The sequence below is a fragment of the Legionella dresdenensis genome (assembly GCF_042649825.1).
Lineage (GTDB): Bacteria > Pseudomonadota > Gammaproteobacteria > Legionellales > Legionellaceae > Legionella_C > Legionella_C dresdenensis.
The window spans coordinates 37336-54663 of sequence record NZ_JBHSAB010000023.1 but is presented as its reverse complement, the minus strand read 5'-3'; the positions used below and the strand labels follow the sequence as shown (position 1 = coordinate 54663).

Below are 17328 nucleotides of genomic sequence, written 5' to 3'. Positions count from 1 at the left end.
GTACTATGGGAGCAACGATAATACAGTTAGGCAATCCCCTTCTCAGAATAATATCTAAGCCCATTTCAGAAGATCTTTTTGGTTCTGAGGAGTTGAGCTCGTTAGAGTCTATGCTTTTTAGTGTGTTAGAAAAGGAAAAGGGTTTAGGGCTTGCAGCTCCTCAAGTTGCTATCAACAAACGAGTAATAGTTTTTGGTATGGAGCAGCATCCTGTATACACTGATCTGGCTCCAATCCCCTTTACCGCGTTATTTAATCCATCATTTGAACCTCTTTCAGATATGATAGAAGACGGATATGAAGGATGCTTAAGTGTGGGTCAGCTCAGAGGAAAGGTTCCCCGCTATAAATCGATTGGTTATCGCGGATACGATGTCAATGGAAATTTAATTGAAAGGGAAGTCTCAGATCTTCATGCGCGAGTAGTACAACATGAGTTCGATCATTTGGATGGAGTAATTTTTCTAGATAAAGTTACTGATCCCAGCTCTCTAGGTTTTCATGAGGAATTAATTCGGTCAGGAGCAATTCCTTCAAAAAAGGTAGATTAATGCTTTCTGTATCTAAAAGAACTATTATTGCCGGGGCAATAGGTAATGCCCTGGAAATGTATGATTATGTGATTTGGGGTTTGTTTTCCGTTTATCTAACCAAAACGTTTTTGCCGCCAAATTCCAAATTATCTGATATTTTCTTTTTATTTTTGCTTACTTATATATTACGTCCCATTGGCAGTTTAGTAGGGGGGGTTCTTGCTGATCAAGCCGGTCGAAAAAAAATCTTGACACTTAGTATTTTTCTTATGGGTATTTGTACAACTATTGTTGGCCTTTTACCCTCATATGCACATATAGGTGTTATATCTGTTTTTCTTTTGCTTTTCATCCGATTAATCCAGGTATTTGCTGTAGGCAGTGAATATATCAGTTCTATTGCTTTATTAATCGAAAGTTGTGATCAGAAAAAAAGAGGTTATTATGGTTCATGGGCGGCATTTGGTGTCAATTTTGGCGTGCTAATTTCATCGTTATTTGGCGCATTAATCCTTCAATTGGTTGATTTACATATCCTTCCTGAATGGGGATGGAGATTTGCTTTTATATTGGCTTTTCTGACCATGCTTATAGGTTTTTGGATTAGAAATTCTTTACCAGAAAGTCTTGAGTTTATTATTGACAATGCCAGATCTGAAAAAAAAGCATTTAATGATATATTATATGAAACGTTAAGGGTTTTTAAATATCAAACTTTCGATACATTGGTTGTATTTTCTTTAGTTTGCTTCGGAGTTTCTACCACGATATTAATATTTATATATGTGCCTATACACATAAGTACAATTAATCACATGCATAATACAGAATCATTTATTATTAATTCATTCAGTCTGGCATTACTTATTGTACTTATTCCTGTTTTTGGCTTAATTTCTGATTATGTAGGACGAGCAAAAACGGTGTTTATGGGATGCGTTACAATGTCCTTATTTAGCTTGCCCTATTTTAGCGTCATATCATCAGGAGGTTTCTATCAGGTTTTACTGGCACATATATTAATTGCAATTCCCTGTGCCTGTATTTTTGCTGTAACTCCGGTACTAATTACTGAGATATTTCCCTTATCTATAAGATGTTCTATTACCAATTTAGTTTACTCATTGGCAGCTTGTTTAGGAGGAGGCGTTACTCCGATGATTGCATTCAAATTAGTTCCTTATGGAAACAGTTTGCCAGGTGTAGTTCTGGTTGTGTTAGGGATAATTAATATTGCTCTGCTTAAAGCATATCAGAAAAGGGTGTTGCAGCGAAAATCGGAGCTATTTGTTTATATTCGACAGTCATAAGAGTATTAATGGGCTCCTTGACAAAAATATCATGTACAATTAGCATGCATATTGAATGCTATGTGGATAATTCATTATGGCAGTTTGTTGCATGGAAGCAAGAATAATAAAAAGGAGGATATTAATTATAAATTGGTGAAAAATTAAAATGAAAAAATACTTATTTCTTGCTGCATTGTTAGGCAGCTCTTCGTGCATGGCATTCCCTGATTATAATGTTGTTGGTTGTAGTGCAAATATTAACGGTCACTTTACTTACCTTGAATATAATCGCGCAAATCACATATTTTCCCTTAGTATTGATGGCAGCTCAGGTGCCAGTTATGCAAGCGAAGCTGGTAACCGAATCATTACAAACCCAGAATATGATGAAGATGGAAATTTGTTAGTGGGTGAAATCTTAAGTAATGATTATAATTGGAAAGCCAATTTTAATATTTACCTAAATAACAGATTAGTCATGTCAAATCCGGTTTATTGCGGGAAAGTCGCAATGAAACTTAGTTCTGTACAACAAAAATCCCTCGCAGCTGAGCTATCTAAATTGAAGCCAGCAAACTAATTTTCTTTGCGCCCTGCTAACAAACAGTCTTTAGGAGTAGGGTGCAATGCAGTTTCTTATATAAATATTTTCTTTAATATGGTTAACTGGGATACAAACAAAGTCTGAGCATACAAATGGCTTTAAATATTCAACCCATGCAAGGTTCATCGATTCAATTGGAACCTGTCGTGTCTGAGCATAAAGATGCATTGCAAAAAGCCGCAGATAATCCTGAGTTATGGCGCTATATGCCACTTATCGCTGCAGGTTCCGGCTTTGAACACTGGTTTAATGAATGTCTTGCAAAACAGGCAAGCGGCGAGCAACTTACCTATGTCGTACGTGATAAGAGCAGCAAAAAAATACTTGGTTGTACCGCTTATTATGATATCAGTTTAACCCACCAGCGTCTGGTTCTTGGGTTTAGCTGGTATATTAAAGAGGCATGGAATACAATTGTAAATCCGGAAGCAAAATTGCTTATGTTACAACAGGCTTTTGAGCAGTGGGATATCCTGCGCGTAGAAATGGGTACCAATCCTGAAAATCAACGTTCATACCACGCGATTGTTGCTCTTGGCGCTCAGCAGGAAGGGTATCTGCGTAGTCATATGAAAGATCATGAAGGTCGATTGACCGATACTATTTTGTTTAGTATTTTGCAGGTGGAATGGCCTGAAGTTAAGCAGAAATTATTAAAGCGCATCGCTTGTAGGTCGGGTCGTTTAATTATTTCTTGACAATAGACCACATTTTACAATAACAATCTTTAGGGCTATTATTAAATAATAACATTAATTACAAGGAGGAGATTATGTTATATTGGGCACTAATTTTTCTTGTTGTAGCTATTGTTGCGGGAGCATTTGGATTTAGGGGTGTCGCTTCAACTGCTACAGGAATTGCAAAAGTACTTTTTTTCATATTTATTGTTATGTTTATCGTATTTCTGGTACTTAACCTGCTAGCACCCGGTACAGCTCCGGTAGTTGTTGCCCCCGGGCCATAATCTGAGTGTGTTGATATCGGGTCGATGTTTCGACCCGATATTATTTCTATATTACAATCTATCGCGAAAATCTTTTACCGCTTTTTCAGCTTGATCGCGAGTGTAGCCATAATGTTTTTGCAATAATCCGTAAATTTCCTGGTGTTCGCCTTCGATTGTTTTCAGATCATTGTCTGTCAATTTACCCCAGGCTTGTTTCATTTTGCCTTTAACTTCTTCCCATTTTCCTTCAAAAATATCTGAGTTCATCATAGCTCTTCCTTGTTCTAGTTGATCTTGAAATTACAATAATCTTACGCCTTTAATTGGGTGTAAATTATTGTTACAAAATAGTATGGTTCATGATTTTTTAATTGCAAGATTTTTTTTGTAAATTACCATATAAACAAAAAGTTATATTTATAAATTTTTATTGCAAATATAAATAGTCTATAATTATAAACTGATAAGTAATTATATGGTTTTTTACTAACTAAAAAGTGGTATATTAATCAGGAGAGAGTTTATAAGGAGATTAACATGTTAAAATATATCATTGCATGGTTATTAGGTGTTCCAGCGGGTGTTTTAATATTAATCTGGTTGATTTCCCATTTATTTTAATTTTATGCGTGTTTATATAAACACGCATCTTCATACTTTCCAATTATTAGCCCATAAAACAAGATCATTGCTAATTGAATAGCGGTGATATAGAGTCAATCAGACTTGATTACGAGAATATTGATGCACATTACATTTCTTTTTTATGATGGGATGACAACCCTTGATATTATTGGCCCTCATGAGGTGCTTGCGCGTTTACCGGGTGCGATTGTCCAGCGTGCTGCAAAGCGAGCGGGCGAGGTTCAGGATGGTTTGGGGTTGAAACTGATTGCTGACTATAGCCTGTCAGAGATAAAGCGCACCGATATTTTGGTCGTTCCCGGTGGCGGACGTGCAACCAGCCTTTCTCATGAGCCGGAAATTCTGCAATGGATTAAAACGATTCACCAACATACGCAATGGACTACTTCAGTATGTACAGGCAGTTTGATTCTGGGAGCCGCGGGGGTTCTGCAGAATAAGCACGCGACCACTCATTGGGCAGTTATGGATCGACTTAATCATTGGGGAGCAGTACCGGTATCGCAACGTATTGTTGAAGATGGTAAGTTAATGACAGCAGCTGGCGTTTCAGCGGGTATTGATATGGCGTTATTGCTCGCGTCAAAAGTGGCAGGGCAGGCGGCTGCTGAAACATTACAGCTTGCGATTGAATATGATCCGGAACCGCCGTTTAATGCAGGGTCACCTGATAAGGCCAGTCCTGACATCAAAATTCCCTTACGCGAGCGTTTGCTGGGACGATTTGAGCGAATAGAATCGGGCAAGCAATCAGATTAACATCGCAGGGCATGACATAACTACTTATTTTATTTTTATACGATAAGCAGTTATGTTATAATTATAATTAAGGCGAAACCTTGGCGGTGGAGGCTGTATTTTCAGGTTCTTTACCCAAAATTGCATTGCTTAATGCTTCTCCACCTTCCAGACCTGCGTTTAATCCCAGATAATTTCCGATAATTCGACCCATGAATAATAAGCAACCACTATTGGAACTTTGAAGCGCTGCATTAAAAGATGCCAGATATAATGCCAAGTGATAATTTGGATATTTATTCATAACCATGCCTTGCCTGAGCAGCGGCTGCAGAACGCCAGCCAACAATCGGCTCGCTATCGTGAATGACATGAAGTTAACGTTTTTATTATCTGAAAGTTTATAACAGCTGTATAAACAGATTAATAGAGTGATAGCAATTTCGCTTAAATTTTGAGCTTTTTTCCCATAACCAAGATATCCCATAGTACGGCGAGCGACGGTACTGAAAAAAGAGCTGCCACAGGAAAAAAGCGCTTCCTGTTTTGCTGCCCGGCTACAAAGCGCCAGTTGGGATTGTGCTGCTGTAATCATTCCCTGCCAACGTGATGATTCAGCCAGAGCGCTATAAACCATTTGGTGGAGGTCATTACGTGTCTTGGCTACTTCATCCAGGGTTTTGTTTATCAAGTCGTTTGCAGATGTTACCGTATCTTGTTGGAGTGCACGGAGATTATCAGTAATGTGATCGGTTTGCTCTTTAATTTTGGAAACAATTTGGCTCAGATTATCTGAACCTTGATTAACTATAGCTTCCAGTGATTTTTGTAAATCCGCAAGATGATTTTTTATTTCTTCACTGAATGCGGCTATCTTCTTATCAGCTACACTCTCGAGCATAGCCTGCAATTCTATAAGGCGGTCTTTTATTTTTTCATTAATCGCCTTTATTTCTTTATTAAACATGTTGGACACCTCTCCCGATTTCTCATAAACGAAATATGGGTATGAATTTTAAAAGAGAGCGAATTATAGTATAAATTTCAACACGAGCAACAATTATTGTTTAAATTGGTTTCAATAAGGTCAATTTGAATGGGGCGGGATAAGATAGAGGCGGGTTTAGCGTGATACCGTAAAACCCGCCTTTAGCTGGATTATCTATAGCAACGTACTTCGCCAAGGTAATTGCGCCAGCAATCCGGCCGGCCTGGAATGATAGTTGCTCTTGGGCCTGGTTCGTTAGGTACGCAGCGTCCAAACGCGGTCATATGGTAGCCAAATCCACAGCCCTGAGCGGCATGCGACATGGATGAATAGCCAATTCCCACGGATAGTAGAGCTCCAATTGCGGCTGCACCGAGCACTTTTGAAAAGTACATGGCTTGTGTTCTCATTATTTTCTCCTTGTTTTACTTCTATTTCTTTGCAATGTTAAGTATAGAAGGATAAAAAATGTTCTGCATGTAAAATAATTGAAAATATATTTTGTAGTGAGTTATTTAAAATTTCAATGCAATGTGTTGCCATTAATTAGATCTGACTGTAATATGAAAAAGCATATTGGCTGTAAATGCCAAAACATGTGGCTTCTTTTAGCGTAGTTGGTATTTTGGAAAAGCTAAACTGTGTTAATAGTAATGGAGTCAAAATGCAGGGAATTTCTTTGTTGTGTCCATGGCGGCTACCTAGTGTTATTTCCATATATATATTTGCTCCAGGTATTGTGAATAAGTGCATACGTTGATTTATCAGCGCTTATTTGTAGTGCTCAGTTGTGTTGGGAGAAAGTTTTTTAGCGGAAATTTAATGGAAAATAATCAGGGTTGCTTAACCCTGAAAGGCAAATGACTCAATTTGGAAACAGGAAAGGAAATGACAAAATTTTATATTTTTCGTAGAAATACGCTGATAAATAAGAAAAAGCAATTAATTAATGAGCAGCAATTCTCGTTTATTTTGTCGGCAATTAGTTTGACAAGTCCGTGGGCAGTAGTAGCCTCAGGTACAACCAATGCAGATAAGGATGCCGCTTGCAGCAGAGTTTGCTCAAAACTGTCGCTTCCAAAATCAAACTATTATGTACAGATGATTGGTGGATTGGAAGGATTGAAATCATGTTTGTATGAAGTAGAGTATTCAAAGTTTAAAAATTTAAAGCAAACTGTACTGGATAAACAGCAGATTGCAGAAGCGGCTTTGGATATTGCATTACAGCAACCAACTCTTGAATTCCTTCCGAACAACAACGGATTCCAATGCAGTTCACCCCATTCAGGGCTTGAGTTTACTATGAAAATGAATGCCCTCGTAAAATTTAAATTGGGTAACACCATACTTACCATGAGCCTGTTGGGATTACGTCAAAATCGTGACAAATTGCTTTATCGGGGTAAGTTCAAGCTGTTTTGCATATTATCTGCTCTTGATAAAGCTGGTTATAAACTTGATTTAATGCGATGCCCTGGATTAATCAAGTTAGGTATAGTAGCAATAGACTCACCAAAAAATCACACAGTCATTGATTCCAGGGATATTGTTGTATGTCACGATAAAAAGGATTGCATTTCTTTTTTGAAAGAAGCCGGGTTTGCGACAATATATGCGGATATAGAAGGGCCAACCGGAACAGACAAGGCTAAAGTATATAACACCTATCTTAACACCTTGGCAGAAAGTGCGTTAACACCCAAAGCTATTCGATTAACGCTTAAACATCAATTAATTAATGGAATTCAAAAAGGTGATTTCAAAACGGGATATTTAGGATTAACCGGCAAGACCATCAATATTCAGGATGAAGGAGGGAAAATAATTAAGGCAAAAGTACCTCATCATATCCATTCAATTCTGGGTTTGCTGCAAACGACAAGACCGGGTAGCGATAGTGCAATAATAGCGAAATCGATTGAACTCGCCCGACAGGCGTTGAAACAAAGACCTGAATCTACCTGGTTTTTCCATCGCCCGTTAGCTGCGCAGTCGCTTTATAAAGCTATTCTGAACTTTGAACGATATTTGTTACTGCCAACACAGGTAAATCTCACTGCAACAGCTGCGATTACTGTCCGGTAAATCTTGTTAACTAATGTCGGATTACCTAAACTTCTCTATAACCAGACAGGATAGGTTGGCAGATGATGAAAATTGCAATTGTTGGTTGTGGTATAGCAGGGCCGGCTGCGGCCTTATTTGCCCGTCAACTGGATGCAGAAGTCACTATTTTTGATAAGGTAGAGAATTTAAAGCCTGTCGGTGCCGGTTTTTTATTACAGCCGGCTGGATTACATGTTCTCAATAAGTTACAACTTGCAGAAACACTCCTTACTAAAGGGGTGCCAATTGCAAGGCTGCTCGGTATCAATCATAAAAATAAAACTGTCCTTGATCTGAAATACAGCGAACTGGCAAGTCATCATACCGGTTTGGGTATGCATAGAGCTATACTCTATGAAGAAATGTATAAAAAAATGTTGGCTGCTGACGTTACGGTCATTAATCCATGCGAAATTGTTGTTGTTGATAACGGTGCAGAGGCGGTTATTCTTACTGACCGCAATGGGCAACAGCACGGCCCTTATGATTGCGTTGTCATTGCTGATGGCTGGCGTTCACAACTACGTGACAACTTGGGTCTTAAAGTAAGGGTAAAACCCTATCCATGGGGTGCCTTATGGGCAATAGGCCAGGATCGGGAACAGCGCTTCAGCAATGTACTTGAACAAGTTTACAAGCATACTGAAATTATGGCCGGCATCTTACCAATGGGGCATCAGGACAATAATCTCCTGGTCAGTTTTTTCTGGAGTATCCATAAAGACCGATTATCTCATTGGCAACAGACTCCATTTGAGAGGTGGAAACAAGAGGTTCTGACAATCTGGCCAAAATTAGCCAGTTTGTGCGCGCAGTTTAATTCTCATAATGATTTCGCTTTTGCTCGATATAGCGATGTGTGCATGTATCCCTGGCACAATAATCGAGTGGTGGTCATTGGTGATGCAGCTCATGGTATGAGTCCACAGCTGGGGCAGGGTGCAAATTTGGGATTGATTGATGCTTTAGTGCTTTTTGAGTGCTTAAGTAAATATCCGTTATTACAAGAGGCTCTATCAAATTATACTGCAAGAAGAAAGCGGCAACTGGCTTTTTACCAGACGGCAAGCCGTTTTGTTACGCCATGGTTTCAATCATCCAGTTTTTGTATGGGGTTACTGCGTGACCTGATGCATGACAAATTTTGCAAAGCGCCTGTTATTAAACAACAGATGTTGTTGACTTTGGCCTGCATGAAAACCGGTTATTTTTCGTCACTCCCCAAAGACCGCTATGCTGAAGACCTGTACATTACCAAGCCATTTTAATTAACTGTTTATTTATAAGGAAAACCGCAAGCTATACACAAGGTTATCCACAGTTTTTGGGGATAAGTGCTATAGCATGATTCATTTAACTGATGCGTAAAAATGCAGTACATATCAGGTTGTGCTGGAAATAAAGGGAAAAACTCTGGAGTAGAAAAATAAGGTTTCGAAAAGTTATCCACAACTTGAAGAGTCAGGAATAGAGATTAGCTACGGACGGATTCTAACAGATAACTATTAAATTGTAAGTCTTGACAAGAATAAATATTTTCTTTCTAAATTTTGGCATAAATCTTGCCTTATAAACGCTGTGATACCTAACCAGGATAATAATTATGTTAATTCAAGCACTGCCTGTATTAGCCGGCCTTGCAATAAATGCGTTGCAAGTCCGTAAGCCTGAGCCTGTTCCGGTGCAGATTGAATCTGGCAAGCCGCAGCAACTGGAAGGGAGTTACAACGTCAGAAATATGTCAGTCAATGATTTGACTCAGTTGATTACAGAATTGCATAATGCAGGTGAAATAAGCGATAAAGACAAGCTGCTGAATAACTTACACGCCAAAGCTGAAAGTGTATTTGGCAGTGATAAAGAAACCAAAATCGATATGCTGACATATATCGGCGACAAAATAGAACAGATGAAAACCGGTTCAACGAATGATATTCAATTATTGGAACGGCTACAAACTATTTTGCAGGGGGTGGATGCGAGAGATACAGCAGCGCTTCCTGTTACGGTATAAACAAAATTATTTCGGCTTTGGTGTTTCTGCCTCCATAGTTGCTTGAGAAGCAGGGGTATTGGCCTCTTGAGCCTTGTTGTCCCGTGTATGCGGATCGGGTATCGCATTGATGTTGACATTTACTTTGATGGTATTGTTTGCTGCTGACATTGCGGGAGGGTTATTAATGTAATTAATTCCTTTCGCCTGAAGGTGTTGAGCCAGAAGTGTGCTGAGTTCCTGAATTCTTGCTTCTTGCGCGCTCGCTGTATTTTGCGCTGCTTGAAGCGCGTCCTTTGTCGTTGCCAGTTCATCTTGCAATCTCGCTATGCCCGCGTGAAGCGATCTATGGCTATCCAGATCTTGCTTCATGCGTTCCATGTCATCTGAGAAGTATTTTTTTTGCGACTGCCCATGTTGTGTTTTAGCGTCAAAAGAATCAACGTGATTTTTAAAACTCGCGAGATTTTTTTCATAGTCAGCTAATGCTTTCGCACCTGGAGCGGGTGTCGGAGCGGTTGAATTTTTATTCTCAGGAGCAGTATTGGCAGATATCGGTGTCATTGCGGGCGGCGCTTGTCCTGAGGCTTCTTGTATTCGCGATAATAAACTGTCGATAGTAAGTTGATTCAACTTGACTTGATGTTCTGCCTTGGTAAGGTTATTTATCATCTGCGGCGTATCAATCTGAAGCTGGTTAAAAATCGGCTGATCTTCATTGCTATATTTCTCACTTAAAGCTTTTCTGTCATCATCGAGCTTCGAATATTCTTCATGTAATTCATCGGCTATTTCATTTTCCTCTGAATTATGAATTGCTATGCCAGGCGGTGGGGCTTCAGTAGCCGGTTTTTTTTTGTTGAGTGGATTAATCAGTTGATTAAAAAATTCCTGTAAACTTGCGATAAAGTTATCTTGATCCTTGTCTTGATTTTTAGATCCAGAATCACCTGCTATATTTGCCAGCATATCGTAAACTCTATTCAAAAAGCTGTCTTTTTTTGCCATTGAATTTCTCCACCCAATTGTGGCTTATCTAAACAAATAATAGCATATATGAGACAGTTTTTATGATTGTTCCAGGTTCGGCGCATGGATTCCCAAATCAGCCAATATGGTTTCTGCCGCCAGTTTATTAATCCCGGTAACGCGCTTAATGAATAAAGATTCAGAAAGCAGATCACCGTCATCGAGAACATAATTACTGGCCTGTTGTCCTTCCTTAACCGTGGGTTGAAGTCCCGCAATAACACACAAATAGTATTTATTACGCTTTTTTCCATAATATATATTCATATAAACTGTTCGCTTGCCGAAAACCTGACGCAATTTTTGATAATCACCATTACAATCCTCTAAAACGCAGGTGATCTGCTTTAGTTGATAAGAACGATATCGTTTTTTGCCATAAATACAGTCATAAACAAAATTTTTGAGCCCCTTTGATCCCATATAACGCCGCCCGGGATCGCCATAACGGTTAAATAACAGTTCTGAAAGCAGGGTAATCGGGTTTGTTTTGCTAACTAACACTGCGGGCCAGATAATGGTTTGAAATAATAAGAGAGCGATAAGCTTAATGTTTTTACCCTGCAAAGGCATATTCGCAAACGTACTGCGTCCAGCCATTTTCTGGTAAACATTAATTGCAATTAACAAATAAATTACAAAGCCGGCACAATAGATTACTGCCAACCAGTCCAGAAAGGTTGAATTAATTGTCCAATTCATAGTAATAGGGCATGCAAAAGCCAATACCATAGCAACTAATCGTTAACCGCTCAACTAATTTGTTACTATTTAAGTTGGGCTTTACAGCCCATAGCCGTCAAGTTAATTAAATTTCTACATCTCACAACATCGTTCGGGCTGAGGAAGCGCTTTAGCGCTGTCTCGAAGCCTGTGGTACAGTGCCAAGCCTTCGAGACAAATGCTCCGCATTTTCCTCAGGCCGAACGGATATGGCTTTTATAGCCCATAATTTGACGGCTATGGGCTGTAAAGCCCAAAATTCCATATTATAATATTCCACTTGAGATAACCTGACGAAGCCATCTAAAATAATTATAAACAGGCACAATAAGAGTTTGCCATGAACAGGACGATCATTGAGGTTGATTACCACCCTGATAATGCAAATGTAGATTTTCTAAGACAAAAAATTATTGATTTCAATAAGCGCTATTTGCATGAGAAAGCCAGTCAATTTAATGTGCTGGCTCGGGATGACAAAAATCATTGCATTATTGGAGGCGCTTCCGTCTGGCAACATAGCGATGCTTTATATATAGACATATTATGGCTGGAAGAAGGCTATCGCCGGCAAAAATTAGGAACAGAGATTATTAACACGATTGCTGAGCAGGCCAATAAAAATAATATTAAAAAGTTATATGTTGATACCTATGATTTTCAGGCGGTCGATTTTTATGTTAAACAAGGTTTTTTAATTATTGCAGAAGTTAAAAATTATTTATTGGAGCATGATCTGGTTTATCTGAAAAAAGAGCTCGTTTAAGAGATGGCTTATCCTTCACTGTCATTAAGTTAAGAAAATATGTCATCCCCGCGAAGGCGGGAATCCATCCATCAAACAAGGTAAGGAGCCAACTTGAGAAATGGATTCCCGCCTTCGCGGGAATGACAGCATCCCCAGACTGTATAAGAAATATGTCATCCCCGCGAAGGCGGGGATCCATCCATCAAACAAGGTAGGGAGCCAACTTGAGAAATGGATTCCTTAATTTCGCCGGAATGACAGTACAAGAGAAGGCACTTTCACGCGGAAGAGGCTAAATCAGTTACAATGAAACCATTTTACAACAGTATCCTCGCCCAGATTATCATATATATACGACAAATAATTCTGAAGTTCTGTTATATAACTCTCTTCATCCATAGCCGCAAGGTTTTTTTCTTTATCAAGGGGAACATGGTGGATATAGTGTTTAAAATATTGATCGCAAAAATCCATATAATCCTGGGTAAATAAAAGAAATGTATGCCATAAATCATCAATTTCTTTCATTTCAGGATGTATGGAGCAGACAAAATTAAGTGCCGGGTTATCCGGCACGTTAAATTGCTCATTTTTATGTTTTTCAGAAAGCCAGAAAAACTTTAAAAGCTCAGCTAGTGCGCTTTCCGGAGAAAGCGTATTGTTCGGGTAATCTTGCGTATAGCGATTTGTAACTTTAGTATTGCTGTAAGTAAGCAATTCATCAATTGGTATCATCACGCCATCCCTTTATCTTGAAAATCTGCAATAGCCATGACAGGCAGTACATGGATGACAAATTTCATTGGCTGATTGATTACCGGATTTATGCTTTAGAAAATTGGCTTTTTTCCTTTCAACGATTTTTTTTATTATTTTGGACTTCATAGTTATTTCCTTGTTATTTCCTTAAAATTTCCGCTGGCGATTATATCAAAACCGATCACAATAACAACTACTTTTTGTAGGCGGGTGGCAACGAGCCAATCTGCAGGCAAAAAAAAGCCTGCATAAAGCAGGCTTCTTACAACGTAATGGCGCGCCCGGAAGGATTCGAACCTCCGACCCCCTGGTTCGTAGCCAGATACTCTATCCTACTGAGCTACGGGCGCGTGTACTGGCGGAGAGAGAGGGATTCGAACCCTCGATGGGATTTCTCCCATACTCCCTTAGCAGGGGAGCGCCTTCGACCACTCGGCCATCTCTCCGGTCAATGGAGGCGAAGTATATCAGGTATTCAGAGGACGTCAACACTATTTTCAAAAAAATATTTAATAAATTAATTATTAGAATTTCCAAATAGTTACGAATACTGCTATCTTCTATATCCAATAGATCAAATAAATTGATATTGCAATGTCAGAGCAGGAGGACAGATGAAGCAAAAATCGAATTTGGGCAACCGGGATGTGTATGTCGTGGATGGCAGCAGGACTCCGTTTTTGAAAGCAAAAGACGTAGGGCTCTTCAGTGCCTCTGATTTGGCTGTTGCTGCCGGGACTCCTTTATTGAATCGCCAGCCTTTTTCACCTGACGCCCTGGATGAGGTAATCATAGGTTCAGCGATGCCTGGCCCCGATGAAGCGAATATTGCCCGGGTTATTGCCTTACGCCTTGGATGCGGCGATCAGGTGCCTGCGTTTACTGTCATGCGGAATTGCGCCTCCGGTATGCAGGCAATTGATAACGCTGCCCTGCAGATTGCCTCTGGCCGTAGCGATTTGATACTGGCCGGCGGTACCGATGCCATGAGTCATGCTCCCCTGCTGTTTAATCAAAAAATGGCCTCCTGGCTCGGCAAATGGTTTAGCGCTAAAAGTTTTGGCCAGCGGGCAGGTTTACTGACCCAGTTCCGGCCGTCGTATCTGGCGCCCGTAATTGCTTTGCTGCGTGGGCTGACTGATCCTATAGTCGGGATGAATATGGGGCAGACTGCTGAAAAAGTGGCTTTCCGTTTTGGCTTGACGCGTGAACAGCTGGATGCCTTTGCCAGTGAAAGTCATCAGCGTCTTGCCCGTGCTTTTGAAGAAGGACGGATGACAGAAGTTGTTCCGATGATCGATGCTAAAGGCCGGGTATATACTCAGGACGACGGTATTCGTCCGGATTCTTCGATTGAAAAGCTGGCGAAACTAAAGCCATTTTTTGATCGCAAATACGGTATGGTTACAGCCGGTAACAGCTCACAAATTACCGACGGAGCCTGTTTACTTATTCTGGCCAGCGCTGATGCGGTTAAAAAATACAATTTACCCGTGTTGGGGCGTATTGTTGATTCTCAATGGTCCGCGCTGGATCCGTCGCAAATGGGCTTGGGGCCTGTCCATGCTGCAACGCCCATCATGCAACGCCACCATATGAAACCAGCTGATTTTGATTGCTGGGAAATTAATGAGGCATTTGCTGCTCAGGTACTCGGTTGTCTGGCTGCGTGGAATGATGAAGAATATTGTGTGAAGCAACTGGGCCTGAAACAGCCTTTAGGAGCGCCATCACTTGCGCAGTTAAATAAAGACGGCGGTGCAATTGCTGCCGGACACCCAATTGGTGCGAGCGGGGCACGGATTGTATTGCATGTTCTGGAATCCTTAAAGCAGACTAACGGCAGCCATGGTATGGCGGCAATATGTATTGGAGGCGGGCAGGGCGGCGCCATGTATCTGGAAAGAGTGACAGAGGTGAAAGCATAATGAGTACCTACAAACATTGGAATATACAGACTGACGAACAACAAATCATCTGGTTAGCCATTGATCGTCAGGACATGGAAGTAAATGCAATCAATGCTGATGTCCTCGATGAATTAAACAGCCTGTTGCAGGATATTGCGAAGCAGACAAACGTAAAAGGACTGGTAATTTATTCTGCGAAAAAGAAGGGCTTTATCGCAGGCGCCGACATTAAAACGTTTACTCAATTTTCAACTCCGGATCAGGCTGTTGAGTTTTTACGGAAAGGGCAAACGGTATTTTCACGCCTTGAGGCATTGACTATTCCAACAGTCGCCATGATTGACGGCTTCTGCATGGGCGGGGGGCTTGAGCTGGCGCTTGCCTGTGACTACCGGGTTGCAAGCGATAGCAAAGACACGCGGATAGGCCTGCCTGAAATTTTGCTAGGTATTCATCCAGGTTGGGGAGGGACAGTACGTCTGCCGAGATTGATTGGCGGCTTTAATGCGTTATCGCAAGTTATCCTGACAGGCGCGGCGCTTGCGGCAAAAAAAGCGAAAGCGCTAGGCGTAGTCGATGATGTGGTACCTGTCCGCCAATTGAAACGTGCAGCAACCTGGTTTGTACTGAATAAACCGGCAAAACATAAACCGGGTATGATTCAGTCTCTGACTAATCTTGGTTTCGTAAGAAAAATGCTGGCGTCATTGATGCGGTCAAACGTAGCCAAACGGGTACGAAAAGAACATTATCCCGCACCGTATGCCGTAATCGATTTATGGGAAAAAGAAGGCGGGGTTGGTGAGCGCGCTTATCTGAAAGAAGCAGATTCTGTTGAACAGCTTATTACTCAGGGCGATACCGCCAAAAACCTGATTAGAGCTTTCCTGCTGCGTGAGCAGATGAAGGACTTTGCCAAGGCAAGCGATTTCAGAGCGCAGCATGTTCATGTAATTGGTGCCGGAGTAATGGGAGGCGATATTGCCGCCTGGTGCGCTTTGCGCGGCTTACGCGTGACCTTGCAGGATAAATCATATGCCCAGATTGCACCAGCCATTGGCCGTGCTTACACGCTATTCAAAAAGAAACTGAAAGAGCCGCGGCTGATTCAGGCAGCAATGGATAGATTGATTCCTGATCCGGATGGGCATGGTATCGCTCGAGCTGACGTTATCATTGAAGCAGTGTTTGAAAACCTGGAAGTGAAACAATCAATAATGAAACAGGTCGAGCAGAAAGCGCGTAAAGACGCAATTATTGCTACCAACACTTCAAGTATCCCGCTGGATGAAATCAGTGCTGTAATGGAGGAGCCAGGCCGACTGGTTGGCATTCACTATTTCAATCCTGTTGCCAAAATGGAATTGGTTGAAGTGGTCAGCAGCGCTAAAACCAGTAAAGAGGTGGGTGATCGTTCATGCGCCTTTGTTAATCAGATTGGCCGTTTGCCATTGCCGGTTAAATCGAGTCCCGGATTTTTAGTTAACCGGGTGTTAATGCCTTACCTGATGGAATGTGTTCAGTTGCTTGAGGAAGGCTATTCAGGTGAAGAGATTGACGAAGCTGCTAAAAAATTTGGTATGTTTATGGGCCCGGTGGAACTTGCGGATACAGTAGGTATGGACGTTTGCCTGGCTGTAGCGGAAAACCTGACCAAACACTACGGCGGCACAATACCGCAACGCCTGCGTGATATGGTTAAAGCCGGTAAATTAGGGCGCAAAACCGGCGAAGGGTTTTACAAATATAAAAATGGCAAACCGGTGAAGAAAAAAGAGAAAATCGAAAAGCCGGGCAAAGACATAGCCAATCGCTTAATCTTGCGTATGGTTAATGAGGCTGCCGCCTGTCTGCGCGAGGGGGTAGTTGCTGATAGTGATTTGCTTGATGGCGCAATGATTTTCGCCACAGGATTCGCCCCGTTCAGAGGCGGCCCTATGAACTATGCCCGCCAGTTTGGCAAAGATAAGCTGAATGAACTGTTTACCCAGCTTGAAACACAATATGGCGATCGCTTTAAAGTGGATGCCGGCTTGTAAACGCAGGTTCAGTGCTATTAAGTTAAGGATACTCAATTCTCCCATGCCGAGTACTTCACTTTCTTTGTGCCGGACAATTTTTGTAGGTTGGGTCGTTTTGACCCAACAAGATTTTTTATCAAGCACTCCAAGCCTGAAAACTGATTGTAGATTGGTAATGTTGGGCCGGTTGGCAACAGGAATAATAATGCGAAAAAAGATATACTCAATGAAAACCGCCCATTATCACCTTGAGCGTTTTTAAATATTACGATTGCCCTGTATCGTTG

At 41.0% G+C, this 17328-nt stretch carries 18 protein-coding genes and 2 tRNA genes; 12 read left to right on the top strand and 8 right to left on the bottom strand.

Features of this window, described 5'->3' with window-relative positions; all coding sequences use genetic code 11:
* Nucleotides 1-5: 5 nt before the first annotated feature.
* The 5 genes from def (at nt 6) to ACFORL_RS09520 (ending at nt 3396) form a co-directional block, all read left to right on the top strand.
* A complete protein-coding gene (gene def, locus ACFORL_RS09540; RefSeq protein ID WP_382343414.1) occupies nt 6-551 on the top strand; it encodes a peptide deformylase in 546 nt (181 codons plus the stop codon).
* Nucleotides 551-1843, top strand: coding sequence for an MFS transporter (locus tag ACFORL_RS09535; protein ID WP_382343413.1), 1293 nt, complete (start codon nt 551-553; stop codon nt 1841-1843). Before def ends, ACFORL_RS09535 begins: the two co-directional genes overlap by 1 nt.
* Nucleotides 1844-1991: 148 nt before the next feature.
* Nucleotides 1992-2405 (top strand): hypothetical protein, encoded by a 414-nt coding sequence (locus ACFORL_RS09530; RefSeq protein ID WP_382343411.1) that lies wholly within the window; start codon nt 1992-1994, stop codon nt 2403-2405.
* 116 nt (nt 2406-2521) lie between these two features.
* Complete coding sequence (locus tag ACFORL_RS09525; RefSeq protein WP_382343409.1) at nt 2522-3127, top strand: GNAT family N-acetyltransferase; 606 nt, start codon at nt 2522-2524, stop codon at nt 3125-3127.
* Between the two features lie 74 nt (nt 3128-3201).
* Nucleotides 3202-3396, top strand: a complete 195-nt coding sequence (locus ACFORL_RS09520; protein WP_382343407.1) for a DUF1328 domain-containing protein — start codon at nt 3202-3204, stop codon at nt 3394-3396.
* Nucleotides 3397-3447: 51 nt separating this feature from the next.
* On the opposite strand, the gene ACFORL_RS09515 is transcribed toward ACFORL_RS09520, so the two are convergent.
* Nucleotides 3448-3645, bottom strand: coding sequence for a CsbD family protein (locus ACFORL_RS09515; protein WP_382343688.1), 198 nt, complete (start codon nt 3643-3645; stop codon nt 3448-3450).
* 477 nt (nt 3646-4122) lie between these two features.
* Here ACFORL_RS09515 and ACFORL_RS09510 point away from each other — a divergent pair, with 477 nt between their 5' ends.
* A complete protein-coding gene (locus ACFORL_RS09510) occupies nt 4123-4782 on the top strand; it encodes a DJ-1/PfpI family protein (protein WP_382343405.1) in 660 nt (219 codons plus the stop codon).
* 67 nt (nt 4783-4849) lie between these two features.
* Here the strand turns inward: ACFORL_RS09510 and ACFORL_RS09505 are convergent, their stop codons facing one another.
* Both ACFORL_RS09505 and ACFORL_RS09500 read right to left on the bottom strand, forming a co-directional pair.
* Complete coding sequence (locus ACFORL_RS09505) at nt 4850-5728, bottom strand: hypothetical protein (RefSeq protein ID WP_382343404.1); 879 nt, start codon at nt 5726-5728, stop codon at nt 4850-4852.
* A 191-nt stretch (nt 5729-5919) separates the two neighbouring features.
* Nucleotides 5920-6159 (bottom strand): GCG_CRPN prefix-to-repeats domain-containing protein, encoded by a 240-nt coding sequence (locus ACFORL_RS09500; RefSeq protein ID WP_382343403.1) that lies wholly within the window; start codon nt 6157-6159, stop codon nt 5920-5922.
* 478 nt (nt 6160-6637) lie between these two features.
* On the opposite strand from ACFORL_RS09500, the gene ACFORL_RS09495 reads away from it, so the two are divergent.
* The 3 genes from ACFORL_RS09495 to ACFORL_RS09485 all read left to right on the top strand — a co-directional run bounded on the left by ACFORL_RS09495 (nt 6638) and on the right by ACFORL_RS09485 (nt 9872).
* Nucleotides 6638-7837: a hypothetical protein gene (locus ACFORL_RS09495; RefSeq protein ID WP_382343401.1), complete on the top strand. Its 1200-nt coding sequence runs from the start codon at nt 6638-6640 to the stop codon at nt 7835-7837.
* 62 nt (nt 7838-7899) lie between these two features.
* Nucleotides 7900-9126: an FAD-dependent oxidoreductase gene (locus ACFORL_RS09490; protein ID WP_382343399.1), complete on the top strand. Its 1227-nt coding sequence runs from the start codon at nt 7900-7902 to the stop codon at nt 9124-9126.
* A gap of 335 nt (nt 9127-9461) precedes the next feature.
* Nucleotides 9462-9872 (top strand): hypothetical protein, encoded by a 411-nt coding sequence (locus tag ACFORL_RS09485; RefSeq protein WP_382343397.1) that lies wholly within the window; start codon nt 9462-9464, stop codon nt 9870-9872.
* Nucleotides 9873-9878: 6 nt separating this feature from the next.
* On the opposite strand, the gene ACFORL_RS09480 is transcribed toward ACFORL_RS09485, so the two are convergent.
* Together ACFORL_RS09480 and ACFORL_RS09475 are read right to left on the bottom strand one after the other, a co-directional pair.
* Nucleotides 9879-10859 carry a hypothetical protein gene (locus ACFORL_RS09480; RefSeq protein ID WP_382343395.1) on the bottom strand — a complete coding sequence of 327 codons (981 nt, stop codon included), beginning with the start codon at nt 10857-10859 and terminating at the stop codon, nt 9879-9881.
* A 60-nt stretch (nt 10860-10919) separates the two neighbouring features.
* On the bottom strand, nt 10920-11582 hold the full coding sequence (locus ACFORL_RS09475; protein WP_382343393.1) for a hypothetical protein: 663 nt from the start codon (nt 11580-11582) through the stop codon (nt 10920-10922).
* 361 nt (nt 11583-11943) lie between these two features.
* Here ACFORL_RS09475 and ACFORL_RS09470 point away from each other — a divergent pair, with 361 nt between their 5' ends.
* The gene (locus ACFORL_RS09470; protein ID WP_382343391.1) at nt 11944-12369 is read left to right on the top strand and encodes a GNAT family N-acetyltransferase; all 426 of its coding nucleotides are present in this window, start codon (nt 11944-11946) and stop codon (nt 12367-12369) included.
* A 279-nt stretch (nt 12370-12648) separates the two neighbouring features.
* Here the strand turns inward: ACFORL_RS09470 and ACFORL_RS09465 are convergent, their stop codons facing one another.
* The 3 genes from ACFORL_RS09465 to ACFORL_RS09455 all read right to left on the bottom strand — a co-directional run bounded on the left by ACFORL_RS09465 (nt 12649) and on the right by ACFORL_RS09455 (nt 13556).
* Nucleotides 12649-13086: a hypothetical protein gene (locus ACFORL_RS09465; protein ID WP_382343686.1), complete on the bottom strand. Its 438-nt coding sequence runs from the start codon at nt 13084-13086 to the stop codon at nt 12649-12651.
* Nucleotides 13087-13383: 297 nt separating this feature from the next.
* Nucleotides 13384-13460, bottom strand: a tRNA-Arg gene (locus tag ACFORL_RS09460).
* A 6-nt stretch (nt 13461-13466) separates the two neighbouring features.
* Nucleotides 13467-13556: transfer RNA gene (locus tag ACFORL_RS09455), tRNA-Ser, on the bottom strand.
* A gap of 168 nt (nt 13557-13724) precedes the next feature.
* Between ACFORL_RS09455 and ACFORL_RS09450 the strand changes: the two genes are divergently transcribed.
* A complete protein-coding gene (locus ACFORL_RS09450; protein WP_382343390.1) occupies nt 13725-15038 on the top strand; it encodes an acetyl-CoA C-acetyltransferase in 1314 nt (437 codons plus the stop codon).
* Entirely contained in the window at nt 15038-17059 is a 2022-nt protein-coding gene (locus tag ACFORL_RS09445) for a 3-hydroxyacyl-CoA dehydrogenase NAD-binding domain-containing protein (RefSeq protein ID WP_382343388.1), read from the top strand. The genes ACFORL_RS09450 and ACFORL_RS09445 overlap by 1 nt, the downstream gene beginning before the upstream one ends.
* Nucleotides 17060-17328: the final 269 nt, after the last annotated feature.